Source organism: Bacillus sp. FSL R5-0712, assembly GCF_038593285.1.
Lineage (GTDB): Bacteria > Bacillota > Bacilli > Bacillales > Bacillaceae > Bacillus > Bacillus safensis.
The window spans coordinates 2741853-2758260 of sequence record NZ_CP151981.1 but is presented as its reverse complement, the minus strand read 5'-3'; the positions used below and the strand labels follow the sequence as shown (position 1 = coordinate 2758260).

Sequence of the window (16408 nt, the reverse complement as noted above, 5' to 3'; positions counted from 1 at the left end):
CTTTGTCTTACATGCCTTTTTTCTGGTCGCGGTATTTCCCAGGAGTAGTACCTTCCAGCTTTTTAAAGGACCGGATGAAATTTTGCGGGTTTTTATATTTCAGTTTTTCCGAAATTTCTTTGACGGACATATCGGTTTCTACTAGCCAGTTTTTAGCGACATGGTGTCTGTAGGAAGAGAGATATTCACTAAAGGAGATATCCATTTCCTTTCTGAAAATGCTGCTTAAATAATTGGGATTGTAATGCAGGCGTGTGGCGATTTCATCCAATGTGAGATCTGAGTCGAATTCTTGATGAATAATATGAATGATTTTTTCTGAGATGTTTTTGTATTGTGAGTCTTCACGTGCAGCAAGTTGGTCAATAATTGGCCGAATGATTTCATGTTTCAGCCATGCTTCTGTATCTTCAAAGGTTTTAAATTCAAAAATCGTATCATAGAGCATTTTGTTATCTTCGACTTCAAATAATTCAATGCCCAGCAAATGCATTAGCTCAATTAAATTGTTTAAAAAACGAGCGAGGGCGATATGGTATTCGTGCGGTCCTGCATTTTTAGAAAAAATGGATTGCAGGAGCACATGTAAATAGTGATCCGCCTTGCCTTGATCGCCAGCTTTCATCGCATCAAATAAATCATGTTGCAGCTGCTTTGGAAAATGGGTTTTGAACGTCTTTCCTTGCTGAATATGCTCATATAAGATAATGGACTTTTTCTCTGCTTTGAGTCTGTATTTTAAGGCTTCTTTTCCTTCAATGTAAGCATGTTTTGCCATCGTGAGTTCTTTAAACTGGCGGCTGATTCCGATGCTGATCGATAAACCAAGCTCTTCCTCGATACGCTGCTGAATGGTTTCTGCTAATTGGTTTAAATATTCAGTAAACTCTTCTGACTTTGAGTGGTTGAGGATAATCGTCGTTTGATGCTGATTGACAACGGTTGGCTGAAGGTGCTCCTCTTGCGGAATAATCTGCTCGATCAGTCCATTGATCGCAAATAAAAGCAAGTCAGCATCTTTTTTTTCATAAGGTGTTCCTTTTAATGTATCGATTTGGGTCACAAGCATGGACAAATGAGACCAGCCCTGAGGAAAGCCTAAGCTTTGGAACCGGTTGTTAACTTCTTCATCTGTCAGCTTTCCAAGCAGCAGCCGTACCATAAAGTATTGCTGTAAGTGTGTCACTTGCTGCTCAATCCGTTCCTCTAAATCATTGTTTTGATCTTTCATTTGTTTAATACTCGATTCAATCAACTCAAATTCATTTTGAAAAGGCTGTTTTTGCAAAAATGATTCATTGCGTGCAAATGACTCGTATAATAAGCGGATTGGTTTATAAAAGTGTCTAGAACCGAACCATGAAAATAGTAATGAAAGCGCTAACAAAATAGTGCAGATAATAAAGGTAATCCACCCGATTGATTTCGTTTGCTGCTTAAGTTCTGGAATAGAAACAAAGGATAGGTACGTCCATTCATTATAATCTGATTTTTGAAATGTGATTTGATAGTTGAGTTCGTCGATCTTCATATCAAATTGCCCTGATCGTTTTTCAAGTGAGAGCACATGTTTGACGATATCTTGATGTTTCAGCGATTCACCAATTTGTTCTTTGCGATTATGTAGCAGCACTTTTCCGTTTGTATCGATCACAAACATACTATCTGATTGAGAGAAGTCAGGCATGTTATCAGCAATGACGCAGCTTGGAATGCTGGCGACAGCGATTCCCTTTTTTTGAACGCTGTTCATAGGCAGTTGTTTGATTAAATTCACATTGTACTTACAAAAGGATGCTTTTCCTTCTTTTGTCGCAACAAGTGGATTATTCTCTTCAAGTGCCCAGCTGGAGTGACTTGGTATATTGAGGTAAGAGGTCAGCGCTTTTTCTTGGTCTTCGCTTGTGACATGATAAAGCCCTGAATTGTTCATGTACCAGTCTTCCATTTTACTGACGAGTGTAATATTGGAAAGATCGGTGTCGAAGGTTTGCAGGTAATTCAGTTCCTGCTGTACTTGATTATAAAGCTGGAATTGGTCTGGATTTAAAGGTTCTGCCAGTGTTTGAAGGAGAGGCGGCGAACTGACATAGTGAGTGAGAGAATGATCAACAGTTTTTAAAATATGCTCAATATTGGATTGCGTTTGTTTAACGCTGTCGAGCTTTTCATTTGAGATATTTTCAAGTGCTGTTTTTTGCGAATGCTGATAAGAAAAAATGCCGACAATGATAACAGGAATCGTACTAAGTATGAAAAAAAACGTCACAAGCTTGTAATAAAATTTATACTGCCTTCTTTTCATAAAACCCCCCATTTCAAACGAAACAATCTTTTCCCCTTAATTTATTAATCCAAAAATCTGGTAGGTTTGTCAATAATCATTTTCTGAGATTAGGATCATTTTCTTATGTTTTATGTAACGTTTTGAGTAGCATCACCTATGAAAATATGATCTGTTGATATGATTGTAGACGGATTTTTCATCCTTAAGATACAGTTAACACATGCATGAGCATGAGGGGAGGCTTTATTAATGAAAACAGAGGATGTCACTGCCAAGGGTGTGCCTGCGGCAGCTTTGAAAAGTGAAAAAAGAAAGCGCTTACTTAATCAATTGCTAAGTCAAAAATTTTTGTATTTAATGATTTTGCCGGGGCTCATTTATTTTATTGTTTTTAAATATGTGCCAATGTGGGGGCTCATCATTGCCTTTCAAGATTACCAGCCGTTTCTCGGCATTCTTGGCAGTGAGTGGGTTGGCTTCAAACACTTTATTCGATTGTTTACAGAACCAACATTTTTCATCTTATTAAAAAATACGCTGATTTTATTTGCCATGAATGTCGTGATTTTCTTTCCAATTCCGATCTTATTAGCTCTTCTTTTAAATGAAGTGAGATTGGCATTGTTTAAGAAATTTGTACAGACGATGATTTATATCCCTCACTTCATGTCATGGGTGATTGTCGTGTCCTTATCTTTTGTTTTGTTAACAGTAGATGGCGGGTTAATGAATGAATTGATTGCTTTCTTTGGAGGAGAAAAGATTAATTTCCTTCTTAGTCAGGAATGGTTTAGACCGATGTACATTTTACAGGTAATCTGGCGGGAAGCAGGATGGTCAACAATCATTTACCTTGCGGCGATTACAGCGGTAGATCCGCAGCTATATGAAGCAGCAAAAATGGATGGGGCCGGGAGACTGAGACAAATGTGGCACATCACACTTCCTGCCATTAAAAGTGTCATTGTGGTTCTGCTTATTTTAAAAATCGGTGATACGCTTGAGCTTGGCTTTGAGCATGTCTATCTATTACTGAACGCAACGAACCGGGAAGTAGCAGAGATTTTTGATACGTACGTTTATACAGCAGGTCTTAAGCAAGGACAATTCAGCTATAGTACTGCTGTTGGTTTATTTAAAGCAGCCGTTGGACTTATTTTGGTCATGCTGGCAAACCGTTTAGCGAAGAAATTCGGGGAAGAAGGTATTTATTAAAAAGGGAGATGAGGAAGAATGACTTTATCGATTGAAAAGGGATCACCGCTTGAGCATGCAGAGAAATTAGCACAAACTATTATGAAAGCGTATACACCGATTGAGCTGCCGCCAGCTGGAAGATGGCATTATCATCAAGGGGTTTTCCTTTGCGGCGTCATGAAGCTATATGAGGCAACAGGGAACGAGGAATATTTCGATTATGTGAAAAACTATGCGGACTCACTCATTGATGAGTACGGAAATTTATTATTTCGCAGGGATGAGCTTGATGCCATTCAAGCAGGACTCATTTTATTCCCTCTTTACGAACGAACGAGAGAGAAGCGGTATGTGCTGGCGGCGGAGAAGCTGCGCGGACTTTATCGTACGCTAAACCGCACGTCTGAGGGCGGATTTTGGCATAAAGACAATTATGCTTATCAAATGTGGCTCGATGGTCTCTACATGGGCGGTCCTTTTGCCTTAAAGTATGCTCAGCTTAAAGGTGAAGAGTCACTAGTGGATATGGTCATTCATCAAGAGCATCTCATGAGAAAGCATACGAAAGATGAACAAACAGGTCTGTATTATCACGCGTGGGATGAACGGAAAACGATGCCATGGGCTGATCAAAAGACCGGCTGTTCCCCAGAATTTTGGGCAAGATCGTTTGGCTGGTATGTCCTTGCATTAGCAGATATGATCGAGGATCTGCCCGAGCATCATGAAAGGCGGAAGGTGTGGAAGGAAACGCTGACAGACATGCTGGAAAGTGTGGCAAAGTACCAGGATCAAAAGACAGGTCTCTGGCATCAAATCATTGATAAAGGAAATCACAGTGACAATTGGCTTGAAAGCTCAGGGTCGTGTTTATTCATGTACGCCATGGCAAAGGCCATGAATGAAGGGTATGTAGGTCTCCGTTATATTGATCATGTGGTCAGAGCATATCAAGGCTTGATTCAGCATAAGACGGCTGAGAAAGAAAATGGTGATTTTACCATCAATGATATTTGTATCGGAACATCTGCGGGATTTTATGATTACTACGTTGGAAGAGAGCGGAGCACAAATGACTTGCACGGGGCAGGCGCTTTTATTATGGCGTTAACTGAGCTAGAAAAGCTGTCTGTTTTTCAAAAGGCATGAGGAGGCGAAAAAGAGCCGCTGTATGGCTCATCAGTTTTATCGCTGCCATTTGTTTATCTGCCTGTCAGGGGAAAACAAACGGGATCGATGTTCTGATTTTTTCTGATATGTCAAAGGGAATGAAGGATCAACTAGTGGAGAAGGCTTTTCAGCCGGAACAAGAGACTTATAGCGTCCACATCTTTCCGGCGATTCCTGAAAAGCTTCTTGTTGAAATTACCTCAAAAGAGGGGGACGTGATGCTTGTTCCAGAAGAAATGTTTAGAACGTATGATGATCCTGAAAGCTTTCAGCTGCTGGAAGAGATGAAAATAGGCGATCAAGCAGCAGGACCATATACGGTCGAGGACAAAAAGACAGGGAAAACGGTCGATTATGCAGTTCAAATCAATAAAGGAAAGAAAAAACTCAACGGCTATACCTTTCAATTACACCGAGATATGGTCGCCTTCATTCCCGTGTATGCTGATAAGTCGGAAGAGGCGCTGTCTCTTATGAAACAGCTTCGTGAAAACCAATAGAAAATGGGGTGGGGAATGTGAAACGGGTCGTGATTTGCGGGCTGAGCCATCGTGCGTTCAATATGTTTATTAAACCACTCACAGAGGATTTCAATGAGCATTATCGGATTACAGGGCTCCTCGATATAGATCATCAGCGGTATATACTTTGTCAGGAGCGTTTTCCGTCACTCCGGGGCGTTTCGTTTTTTCATGAAGATGCATTTGATCAGATGGTCAAAGAAACAAAACCAGATATCGTCATTGTGGCAGGCAGGGATGACACACATGTCACATATATCATGCAGGCACTTGACCATGATCTAGATGTCATCACCGAAAAGCCGATGGTGACAACAGCAAAAGACGCCAAAAAAGTGATGGAAAAAGAAGCGGAAAGTAAAGGGAAGGTCACGGTCACCTTTAATTATCGCTACAATCCTTTCCATCGAAAGGTAAAAGAACTGATTCTAGACGGGAAAATTGGAAGGGTCACTTCTGTTGAACTGAGCTGGCTTATTGATACGTATCATGGTGCTAGTTATTTCAAAAGGTGGAACCGTACACGTCAATTTTCTGGCGGACTGTCCATTCATAAGTCGACACATCATTTTGATCTGGTCAACTGGTGGATTGATCAAAAGCCGAAACAAGTATTTGCCTACGGGGCGCTGAACTATTACGGCAGTGAAAGCCCTTGGAATCCCTTGCAGGGGGAGGAAAATAGATTTTGCGGAACATGTCATGTGAAGGATATATGTCATTATGAAGCAAGGTGGAATCCGCGGGTTGAGCGCTCGAAGGTGGAGGACGACCATATTGAATCCGGTCAGGAGCAAACGCAGCAGTACTCAAACTATCGCCCGGATGCGTGCATTTTTGATCAGGAAATTGATATTGAGGATACATATGTGGCGTCAGTCGCTTATGATCAAGGGGCTCTGCTTAGCTATTCGATTCAATTCTCAGCCCCATATGAAGGCTACCGTCTGGCCATTAATGGGACGAAGGGGCGTATTGAAACAAATGAGTTTCATGTGCCATCAAGAATTCCTTTTCAATTCCCAGAACAAACAATTTCTTATTACCCGATGTTTGGATCAAAGGAGACGATTGAAGTCGTGAAGCAGCCAGGTGGACATGGCGGCGGAGATCCTCTGCTATTGGCTGATTTATTTATAGGAAAAGATCCCTTGATTCACTATGACATCTTAGCAGGAGCAGAGGCTGGAGCTTATTCGATTGCTCTTGGGGAAGGCATGTGGCGCTCTGTTACAGAAAATCGCCCAATTGAAATCGATGAATTGTTTCATAAAGAGACGGTGTAAAGAGAGAGGAGGGGAAAGAGATGGATCATGATGGTTCAATGAGCAGAATGCTGAGTATGTGTGAGTGGGTGATGAGACTCGCCTATACAAATTTGTTATGGCTTTTGTTCACCATTCTAGGGCTTGGCGTTTTTGGCTTGATGCCCGCGACCACTGCGTTATTTTCCGTGATGAGAAAGTGGATTCAAGGTCATGAGCAAGTCAATATATTCCGCACTTTTTGGAAGGTATTCAGGGAGGAGTTTGTACGCTCTAACATCATTGGAGTGGTGCTATTCATCATTGGAACGATTATTTATGTCGACCTTGCTTATATTTATCCGACGAGCTGGCTTTTACATGTGCTTCGCTTTGCTATATATATTTTCGGTTTTCTGTTTATTGTGAGCTTATTTTATATTTTTCCGCTGCTTGCTCATTACGATTGGAAAAAATGTCTCTATCTAAAATTCTCTCTTCTGCTTGGTATCTCATACTTGCAATATACACTCTCTATGCTTGTTTTCTCGGCTGTTCTGTTTGTTCTGTTTGCTTATTTACCGGGAATCGTGCCGTTTTTTAGTGTGAGCATACTCGCCTACGGTCATATGTGGCTGGCCTATCAAGTCTTTAAAAAGGTAGAGTTTGATATTGAGCACGAGACAGCAGAAGTGAAAAAGCGGCAGCCCTCTTTCCTTCAATCGAAGCGGGTGAATACGCAGTGAAGTGAATCATTTGCTATAATGGTGTCACCGTAATGAAAAGGAGAGATGAGAGTCGTGTCAGTGAAAGAAATTTCAATAGAAGAATTAAAACAAAAGCTGGAGCAGGAAGATGCCATTCAGCTTGTCGATGTACGTGAGGATGAAGAGGTAGCAGAAGGAATGATCCCGGAAGCTATTCACATTCGAATGGGCGATATCCCTGAGAAGCTGGATGCATTCGATCAAACGCAGGAATATTATATTATTTGCCGCTCTGGTAAACGTAGTGAAAATGTCTGCTATTACCTAGAAGATCAAGGCTACCAAGCGACAAATGTCGTTGGCGGGATGCTTGCTTGGACAGGAGAAACAAAACCGAAGCTGTAAATAGAAGGCCTTTCATCTTAACGATGAAAGGTTTTTTTGTTCATATGCCTCTCTCTATGTGCATAAAGATAGAGTAGCGAGAGAAGGGAGAGTGGCATAGGTGCTAAAGGTAGCTGTATTTGATGAAGAGCATGAGAAAGATTTGCAGAGCGAAATTAATCATTTTTTAAAAGGAATGGATGACGACCAAATCATTGACATCAAGTACAATGTAGCGGTGATCTGTGAGCAGGGAGGGGAACAGCTCTACTGTTTTTCTGCACTCATTTTATATAAAAAATAGACGGCATCAAAAAAGGACCTGCTTGAAGGGTCCTATTTCTTTGATTAGCTGGCGTCAATATATAACCGGTGCTTGTTGCAGTGAACACATTGAAAAAGATAGCTTTGTAAGTCTCCTCCGTTGACGAGCCATTGCTTTAGGTTCTCTTTCGTTAATCCTTCGCCGCTGCAAATGTCTTCGATATCCTCGGCGAGTTCTTCCTCTAGATGTTCAATCTCTTTCCAGCCGACATACTGGACGATTGCACAAAAATCTCCGCAATGACTTAACCAATATTCCTGCTGCCATCCGCGATAGCCTGGCGTTCTGAAGATCAGCTCATCGATATATTCCTCTTGATCGACGTCATCACAGCTCGCATCGTCTTGAAAGGTTCCATTGTATTTTTTCGCCGCTGATCCATCTTTAATGCACCAAGGACAAATTCCCTCTACATCTTCAACAGTATAAAAAGGGCCATGGTACACATAATCTCTTTCTTTCTCACAAACAGGACATGTCGTATGCTCTTTTTTGATCACGTTTAACGAAACTGGATCTGGGTTGTACTTGAACGTAGGTAACGTCATATAAACCTCCATTATGTAGAAAGTGATGATTCATCATTATTTTAAAGGAATCCTCAAGCTCGCGACAATCTTAAATTGTATATATAGAAAAAAGCCGTTCGGATAAGGAACGGCTTTTTCTCGCTTGCGATTATGCTTTTTTTACTCTTGGACTTCTTGGTTTATTGACTTGATTGGTTTGTTTGATGATTCTTCGTTCATCATTTAGTGATTTATACAGCGAGACAATCATCAATATAATGACAACGGAGAACGGCAAGGCTGCGAGCTTGGCTGTATTTTGCAGGGCTTCAAGTCCCCCTGAAAATAAAAGCACAGCAGCAACAGCCGATTGGATAATGCCCCAGCTGACTTTGACACTGCCAGAAGGGTTCAATGATCCGTAGGTTGTCTGCATTCCAAGCACAAATGTAGCTGAATCAGCCGATGTAATAAAGAATACGGCGATTAAAATGAGTGCCAGTATCGATGTAATCATCGCCAGCGGATATTCATTCAGTACACCGAAGAGCATCGTTTCAGTTGAAAGACCTGCAACATCGACAATATTCTTTTGCTGTAAGTCCATTGCAGATACACCGAAAATCGAGAACCATAGGAAGACTAGGATGGAAGGAGCGACTAAGACACCCAATAAAAATTCGCGAATTGTTCGCCCGCGTGACACTCTAGCGATAAAGATCCCGACAAATGGTGCCCAAGAAATCCACCATGCCCAATAAAAGATTGTCCATCCATTAATCCATTCTCTCTTTTCAGGATCATTGGGAGATAGACGGAAGCTCATTTGAACGATATTGGATAAGTATTGTCCAATCGAGTCAGTAAATGAATTTAAGATAAAAACAGTTGGACCTACCAAAAGTAAGAAAAACATCAGAACAGCTGCTAATACCATATTGATATTACTTAAGTATTTAATGCCTTTTCCAATCCCGCTTAAAGCAGATGCAAGGAAAAGCACCGTCACAATGATAATAATGATCAATTGTGTGCTAAAGGCAATTGGAATATGAAAAAGATAATTCAATCCACCATTTATTTGTGCCGCACCTAATCCTAGGCTTGTTGCAACACCAACCACAGTTGCAAATACCGCAATACAATCGATGGTTTTACCGATCCATCCGTGAATTTTATTTCCTAAAACGGGCTGCAGTGTTGCACTGATTAAACCAGGTGCATCTTTTCTAAATTTAAAGTAAGCAATGCAAAGTGCAACAATGGCATAAATAGCCCATGCATGAAGCCCCCAGTGGAAAAATGTATAGCGAAGGGAATCGCGGAAGGCCTGCGCAGTTTCAGTCTCCCCTGTTGGTGACTGAATAGCATAGTGGCTGATCGGTTCAGCTGCTCCGTAAAAAACAAGACCAATTCCCATACCGGCACTAAATAGCATAGCAAACCAAGAAAATAAACCAAATTCAGGCTCTTCCCCCGGTTTTCCTAGCGTAATCTTACCGATTGGGCTGAAGATAAAGAATAGACAAAAGCCGACAAGCAGTGATACCACTAACAAGTAATACCAGCCAAAGTCATTTGTAATGTATGTTTGAATTTGATCTGTGACATTTTGCAATGTGTCTGGAGAAAACGCTCCCCACATCACGGCAACAAATGTGATCGCAATCACAATCCAAAATACACTTGATACGTTTTTCACACCATCTCACTCTCCTGTTGTTCTACACGTTTAAGCAGAGGACTTCGCTTAATATCCCCTAACTCAACTTATTTCAAACAAAAAGAGGCGAGCTTCTCACTCGACCTCTACTTTACCGTAACATGTTTTGCTTCCATTTATCAACTATCGATATGGGAAGACGATTTTTCCTCAATCCGTTTGCGAAGACGGTAGACATATTCTTTTAAACATACGGCGAAAATGGTAAACGCCAAAACAATGGCGACTTTTAACGGGGTAATGGACAGCTTCAAGAAAACAGCGGCTGTCAAACTGATAACGACCGCAAGAACAATCGGTAATGCACGTCTGATCATTGATCTCTCTCCTTTGCTTCTAGTGCAGCATTCATGCCGGCAAGCCTGCCTGTCACAAGTGCTGATGTGATATTGTAGCCGCCTGTGTAGCCATGGATGTCTAAAATTTCTCCACAGAAATAAAGACCGGGCATTTTTTTAGACGCCATTTTCTTCGGTTCAATTTCCTTCACAGAAACGCCGCCTCCTGTCACAAACGCTTTGTCCAAGGATAGCGTACCATTTGCATGCACAATAAAATGTTTACAATCATGGGCAAATGCACGCAGTTTATCCTTGGCTAGACCAGAGAATGTGTCTTGTGGATCAATCCCGTTCCGTTCTAACAGAAACAATAAATAGCGTTCTTGCATACAAGACTTGAGGACATTTTTAATGGCTTTCTTCGGTTCATCTTTAAGGTCACGATGAAGCTTCTGGAACAGCTCCTCGTCATTCAGCTTCGGATATAAGTCTATTTGCAGGCGGACTGTCGGTTGTTTTTTCAATTCCTTCACAACAAATCCGCTGCATCTAAGAACAGCTGGACCTGATAAACCAAAGTGAGTAAAAATCATATCCATGACATGTGTGACGACGGGTTTTCCTTTTTTATTTAAAACACTGACAGCCACACTTCTTAAAGAAAGACCTTGAAGCACTTTTTCTTTAATAAATCGTTCATCGGATGTGACCGGTACCTCTGTTGGGAAGAGCTCTGTAATGGTATGACCGGCTGCTTCTGCCCATGCATAGCCGTCACCAGTAGAGCCGGTATGCGGCACACTTTTTCCGCCGACAGCAATGACGACAGACTTACTTGAAATTTTTTCATCATTATTTGTAACAATTCCAGCTGCTTGTCCGTCTTGATACAGAACTGTTTTAATTTTTTCGTTCGTTCGAATGGTGACATTGAGGGCTCGGAGCCTGTCTAGAAGGGCATCCACAACAGATTGTGCTTTGTTTGAGACAGGGAACATACGTCCATGGTCTTCTTCTTTTAGTTCAATGCCAAGGTTTTCAAAAAACGAAATAATATCCTCGTTGTTGAACTCAGAAAATGCACTATATAGAAAACGGCCGTTTCCGGGAATATGTTTGATGATTTCTTCTACTGGAAGGCGATTGGTGACGTTACAGCGTCCGCCGCCAGAAATGGCCAGCTTTCTGCCAAGTTTGTTTCCTTTGTCAATTAACAGAACAGTCGCACCGTGCTCTGCTGATGCAATCGCGGCCATCAGCCCAGAAGGTCCGCCGCCAATGACAATGACATCATAATGTTTCATGTTACATTCCTCTTTCTACTTTCAGTCATTTTTCTATTATAACGAAGATTAGGGAAGGCTGAAATATGAATTGATTGGTTTTGTGACTTCCGTATTGGATTTGTTACCTGTGTATTGAATTGATGTGGTAAAATAGTTAAGTTGAATATTCATTAGAAAAATGGTGGTTAAGCGCATGTCTAATAAACTGCTTCGTGGTACGTTGGTTTTAACGATAGGGACGTATCTCTCTCGTATTCTTGGTATGATTTATTTAATTCCATTTAGCGCAATGGTTGGAGCTACTGGTGGTGCGCTATTCCAATATGGATACAATCAGTATACGATCTTTTTAAGTATCGCTACGCTTGGTTTTCCAACAGCGGTATCAAAATTTGTTTCCAAATATAATGCGATCGGCGATTATGAGACAACAAGAAAAATGTTCAGGGCGGGTATGTCGGTCATGCTTGTCACCGGGATGATCGCCTTTTCTATTTTATATTTGTCCGCACCGATTTTTGCCAAGATTCAGCTTGGCGGATCAAATGAAACAGGCGGTTTGACTGTCGATCAAGTAGTATATGTGATTCGAATGGTCAGCTTAGGTCTTTTGGTTGTACCGATCATGAGTCTTGTACGCGGGTTCTTCCAAGGACACTCCATGATGGGACCGACAGCTGTTTCCCAAGTGATTGAACAGCTTGTCAGAATCATCTTCCTATTAACGGCGACGTTTATTATTTTAAAGGTGCTTGACGGCGGGCTTGTCATTGCTGTCGGATATGCAACATTTGCGGCTCTGATCGGTGCATTTGGCGGTTTATTCACGCTTTATTTATATTGGCTGAAGCGGAAGGACAGGCTCTTAGCCATGCAGCCGAATACAGGCGCTCACTCTGATTTATCTTATAAGCAAATGTTTACAGAGCTGTTTAGCTATGCGGCGCCGTATGTGTTTGTTGGACTTGCGATTCCAATTTATTCTTATATCGATACAAACACAATTAACAGAGCCATGATTGCATCCGGACATCAGGATATTAGTACAGCGGTATTGTCCATTGTGACGTTATATTTACCGAAGGTCGTGATGATTCCTGTGTCACTTGCCACAGCGTTTGGCTTAACATTGATTCCGACGATTACAGAATTATTTACAGCACGTAATTACAAGCTGCTCAATAGACAAATTGATCAGACGATGCAAGTCATTTTATTTTTCGTGCTGCCTGCTTCATTTGGTATCTCGGCATTGGCTGGACCGGCTTATTGGTTTTTCTATCCGTCTGTTCATCCTGAGATTGGGATTTCCATTTTGTTCTGGTATGCACCTGTTGCATTATTGTTTTCTTTATTCACCATTAATGCAGCGATTCTGCAAGGGATCAACAAACAAAAATTTGCGATCGTCAGTCTTTTGTTAGGGATCATTATTAAAACGGTTCTGAACATCCCGCTGATCAGCTGGCTGCAAGGAAATGGTTCTGTATTGGCAACAGCATTAGGCTACAGTGCGTCCATCTTGTATATGTTTATCATGATTAAACGCCATGCCGGCTATTCGTTCCGCAGAATTTTCAAACGTTTTATTCTCATTGGTATTTTAACGGCGATCATGGCTGTCGTGGCATATTTGACAAGTCAGCTTGTGAACCAAGTAATTTCTTATGAAGACGGAATTTTACAAGCGGGTATCGTCATTTTGATTTCTATGATCACTGGCGGCGGTGTGTATATGTACTTGTCTTATAAGGTGGGATTACTAGAGCGTGTACTGGGCAGCCGTATGCCGAAATTTTTAAGAAAAAAGAGTTAAGAAGAGGTAGATATTCATGAGGCTTGATAAATTACTTGCTAACAGCGGCTTTGGTTCAAGAAAAGATGTGAAAAAGCTTGTCAAAGCCCGGGCGGTCACAGTGAATGGAGAAGTGGCAAAGCAGGTGAAAGATCATGTTGATCCATCAAATGATGAAGTACTCGTACACGGAGAGCGTGTAGAATATAAAGAATTCATTTACTTAATGATGAACAAGCCAGACGGGGTGATCTCGGCAACTGAAGATCTGCGGGATGAAACGGTTGTCGATTTACTTGAGCCGGAGGATATCGCAAGGGAGCCATTTCCTGTGGGGAGACTGGATAAGGATACGGTCGGTCTCCTTCTCCTCACAAATGATGGACAGCTTGCTCATCAATTACTTTCTCCAAAAAAGCATGTGCCAAAAACGTATGAGGTTCATTTGAAATATCCTTTAGGAGATCAAGACATTAAGCGTCTTGAAGAGGGCGTTGTCATCTTAGATGATTATCACACGAAGCCGGCGAAGGTGGAAGTAGATGCAAATGAAGAGGAAGATACACGCATCCGTTTGACGATTACTGAAGGGAAGTACCATCAAGTGAAGCTGATGGCGCAAGCGGTGGGAAATGAAGTGATCTTTTTAAAAAGGCTCTCGATGGGGGCAGTCTCTTTAGATGAAGATCTAGCACCCGGAGAGTACCGTGAATTGACGGATGAAGAATTAGACAGCTTAATGAATCGTGAATAACATAAGAATAAAAGAAAAGAACCGGCATATCGCCGGTTCTTCAGCGTGTAGACAAACCCTCGCATTCTTTGTCAGTCCTGTGCGCTGGTGCTCACGAATGTTAAATTCGCTCCGCGCCAGTGCTCGTTCTTCCTAGACTTCAAAGGTTTTCTATCACGCTGTAAAGAAGACAAAGGGCTAAAATAAAAATCATTTTAGCCCTTCGTCAACAATTTGCAAAAGAAAAGAACCGGCATATCGCCGGTTCTTTTTGTTATATGGACAATTCATTATACGCTTAAGATGATATTTTTACTTTTTTTCTCGTTGTTTCCCATTTGCCTCTGCTTGGACTATGAACAAGATCGTTATAGGCAAGCACGTTTAAGTCTCTTTGAATGGTTCTAGGTGTGATCCCGAATTCATCAACCAGCTCTTGTGTCGTCACAAGACCTTTCTCTTGAATGAACATATAGACTGATTTGATTCGAGTCATCATACGGTTTGTTGAAGGTTTCAAAAAACCACTCCCTATCAATAAGATCGGATGGACTTGACTAACCACAACTTACTACACTAAAACTGCGAAATAAGGACAAGCAACAATGGTAAATGTTCGTGTTTCTTAATGTTTTATTCTATTATACACGTTATTATGCATCTAGTTCCACCAAAAAGTCAACTTTACGTGTTTTTAAACTTGTCTTCATGAAATAAAATATGGTATATATCATGATTTGAATCCGGTTACAATCCAATAATGATAAGGGATGCGATTGAAGCTGACATTTTTAAATTCCGCAAAATAATCACAGAAAATTTACAAAATAAAAAATTCAGTGAAGGCAAAAAGGCACATTCCATGTGAGGATGTGCCTTTTTTGTTTCTGTTATCCTTCTAAGAAAAAGAGCTGAATGAAAAATAAGACCGCAAAGATGAGAACAAGCACATGTACTTCTCTCCATTTCCCTTTTGCCAATTTCACAAGCGGATATGAAATAAATCCAAGTGAAATTCCTGTAGAGATACTAGAAGTCAGCGGCATCGAAAGAATAACAAGGAAAGCAGGGAATGCCTCGTCTAGTTCGTTCCAGCGAATGCGTGACACCGAGTTCATCATCAAGCAGCCAACAATGATTAAAACAGGTGATGTGATCGATGGTAAAGAAGAAATAGCTTGAACGAGCGGGCCGAAAAATAATGCCACAATAAACAGTGCAGCGACCGTTAAAGACGTCAGCCCAGTTCTTCCGCCAGCAGCTACTCCTGATGATGATTCAATATAAGCAGTGGTTGGGCTTGTACCAAACATAGAACCAACCGTCGTTGCAGCAGAGTCAGCAAGCAGGGCTCTGCGCACTTTTGGCAGCTGGCCATTTTTCATTAATCCCGCTTGTTCGGCAACCCCGATCATCGTGCCTGTTGTATCAAAAATCGTCACCAGTAAGAAGGAGAAGACGACAGCATACAAATGATGAGAGAACACGTCACCAAAGGCAGCGATTGGATTTGTAATCAGCATGCCTTCAGGCAGTGCAGGGATGTCCATCAGTGTTTTAGGGAAATGAAGCTGGCCGGTTGCGAGCGCAATCAATGTGGTCGCTAACATGCCGATAAACAGTGCACCATTTATTTGAAGAACCATTAAAATAACCGAAATCATTAAGCCGACAAGCGTTAAAATGACAACAGGCGAGCTTAAATTGCCAAGCTTCACAAGGTTTTCTGGATCAGCAGCGATGATCCCAGACTGACGAAGGCCGATAAATGCAATGAAAAGCCCGATTCCTGCTGTAATACCGTACTTTAAATTATCTGGAATGGCTTGAATCAGTTGTTTTCTAAGGGATGTTAACGATAAAATAATAAAGAGTATACCAGCAACAAATACCGCACTAAACGCTGTTTGATAGCTGATGCCGCCACCGCCGACAACGGTAAAGGTGAAATAGACATTCAGCCCCATGCCTGGTGCAATGGCAATCGGATAATTTGCAAATAGTGCCATCCAGAGCGTACCGACAACAGCAGCGATGATTGTTGCAGTAAAGACTTGGTCAAAAGGAATACCTGCTTTTGAAAGAATTCCCGGGTTGACGGCAACAATATAGACCATGGTAAAGAATGTCGTCATACCAGCGATGATTTCTTTCTTTATGTTGGTTTGATTTTCTTTTAACTGAAACATAAAATCCTCCATTTACGAACATTATTACAAAACAATTAATATAATATTCGTTTTAAG

The 16408-nt window shown here is 41.3% G+C and carries 16 protein-coding genes; 9 read left to right on the top strand and 7 right to left on the bottom strand.

The features are described from left to right. Nucleotides 1-7 precede the first annotated feature (7 nt). The gene (locus NSU11_RS14065; protein ID WP_342493642.1) at nt 8-2305 is read right to left on the bottom strand and encodes a helix-turn-helix domain-containing protein; all 2298 of its coding nucleotides are present in this window, start codon (nt 2303-2305) and stop codon (nt 8-10) included. 231 nt (nt 2306-2536) lie between these two features. Between NSU11_RS14065 and NSU11_RS14060 the strand changes: the two genes are divergently transcribed. The 7 genes from NSU11_RS14060 to NSU11_RS14030 all read left to right on the top strand — a co-directional run bounded on the left by NSU11_RS14060 (nt 2537) and on the right by NSU11_RS14030 (nt 7814). Beyond that, nucleotides 2537-3502, top strand: a complete 966-nt coding sequence (locus NSU11_RS14060; protein WP_024424886.1) for a sugar ABC transporter permease — start codon at nt 2537-2539, stop codon at nt 3500-3502. An 18-nt stretch (nt 3503-3520) separates the two neighbouring features. Beyond that, complete coding sequence (locus NSU11_RS14055; protein WP_342493641.1) at nt 3521-4633, top strand: glycoside hydrolase family 105 protein; 1113 nt, start codon at nt 3521-3523, stop codon at nt 4631-4633. Next, nucleotides 4630-5154 (top strand): hypothetical protein, encoded by a 525-nt coding sequence (locus NSU11_RS14050; RefSeq protein WP_024426200.1) that lies wholly within the window; start codon nt 4630-4632, stop codon nt 5152-5154. The genes NSU11_RS14055 and NSU11_RS14050 overlap by 4 nt, the downstream gene beginning before the upstream one ends. A gap of 17 nt (nt 5155-5171) precedes the next feature. Next, the gene (locus NSU11_RS14045; RefSeq protein ID WP_171464587.1) at nt 5172-6461 is read left to right on the top strand and encodes a Gfo/Idh/MocA family oxidoreductase; all 1290 of its coding nucleotides are present in this window, start codon (nt 5172-5174) and stop codon (nt 6459-6461) included. Nucleotides 6462-6481: 20 nt separating this feature from the next. Continuing rightward, the gene (locus NSU11_RS14040; RefSeq protein ID WP_342493640.1) at nt 6482-7165 is read left to right on the top strand and encodes a YesL family protein; all 684 of its coding nucleotides are present in this window, start codon (nt 6482-6484) and stop codon (nt 7163-7165) included. A 54-nt stretch (nt 7166-7219) separates the two neighbouring features. Then, a complete protein-coding gene (locus NSU11_RS14035; RefSeq protein ID WP_024424882.1) occupies nt 7220-7531 on the top strand; it encodes a rhodanese-like domain-containing protein in 312 nt (103 codons plus the stop codon). A 100-nt stretch (nt 7532-7631) separates the two neighbouring features. After that, a complete protein-coding gene (locus NSU11_RS14030) occupies nt 7632-7814 on the top strand; it encodes a sporulation protein Cse60 (protein ID WP_024424881.1) in 183 nt (60 codons plus the stop codon). A gap of 44 nt (nt 7815-7858) precedes the next feature. Here the strand turns inward: NSU11_RS14030 and NSU11_RS14025 are convergent, their stop codons facing one another. From NSU11_RS14025 to NSU11_RS14010, 4 genes are all read right to left on the bottom strand, one after another. Then, complete coding sequence (locus NSU11_RS14025) at nt 7859-8383, bottom strand: CbrC family protein (protein WP_024424880.1); 525 nt, start codon at nt 8381-8383, stop codon at nt 7859-7861. A 130-nt stretch (nt 8384-8513) separates the two neighbouring features. After that, nucleotides 8514-10046 carry a BCCT family transporter gene (locus tag NSU11_RS14020; protein WP_024426196.1) on the bottom strand — a complete coding sequence of 511 codons (1533 nt, stop codon included), beginning with the start codon at nt 10044-10046 and terminating at the stop codon, nt 8514-8516. A 140-nt stretch (nt 10047-10186) separates the two neighbouring features. Then, nucleotides 10187-10384 (bottom strand): hypothetical protein, encoded by a 198-nt coding sequence (locus tag NSU11_RS14015; protein WP_024424878.1) that lies wholly within the window; start codon nt 10382-10384, stop codon nt 10187-10189. Next, nucleotides 10381-11652 (bottom strand): NAD(P)/FAD-dependent oxidoreductase, encoded by a 1272-nt coding sequence (locus tag NSU11_RS14010; protein WP_024424877.1) that lies wholly within the window; start codon nt 11650-11652, stop codon nt 10381-10383. Before NSU11_RS14010 ends, NSU11_RS14015 begins: the two co-directional genes overlap by 4 nt. 175 nt (nt 11653-11827) lie before the next feature. On the opposite strand from NSU11_RS14010, the gene NSU11_RS14005 reads away from it, so the two are divergent. Both NSU11_RS14005 and NSU11_RS14000 read left to right on the top strand, forming a co-directional pair. Further along, nucleotides 11828-13450, top strand: a complete 1623-nt coding sequence (locus tag NSU11_RS14005; RefSeq protein WP_025092401.1) for a polysaccharide biosynthesis protein — start codon at nt 11828-11830, stop codon at nt 13448-13450. Nucleotides 13451-13466: 16 nt separating this feature from the next. Next, nucleotides 13467-14183, top strand: a complete 717-nt coding sequence (locus NSU11_RS14000) for a pseudouridine synthase (RefSeq protein WP_024424876.1) — start codon at nt 13467-13469, stop codon at nt 14181-14183. 277 nt (nt 14184-14460) lie between these two features. Here the strand turns inward: NSU11_RS14000 and NSU11_RS13995 are convergent, their stop codons facing one another. Together NSU11_RS13995 and NSU11_RS13990 are read right to left on the bottom strand one after the other, a co-directional pair. After that, the gene (locus tag NSU11_RS13995; protein ID WP_008356419.1) at nt 14461-14682 is read right to left on the bottom strand and encodes a DeoR family transcriptional regulator; all 222 of its coding nucleotides are present in this window, start codon (nt 14680-14682) and stop codon (nt 14461-14463) included. Between the two features lie 370 nt (nt 14683-15052). Beyond that, the gene (locus tag NSU11_RS13990) at nt 15053-16351 is read right to left on the bottom strand and encodes an NCS2 family permease (RefSeq protein WP_024424875.1); all 1299 of its coding nucleotides are present in this window, start codon (nt 16349-16351) and stop codon (nt 15053-15055) included. Nucleotides 16352-16408: the final 57 nt, after the last annotated feature.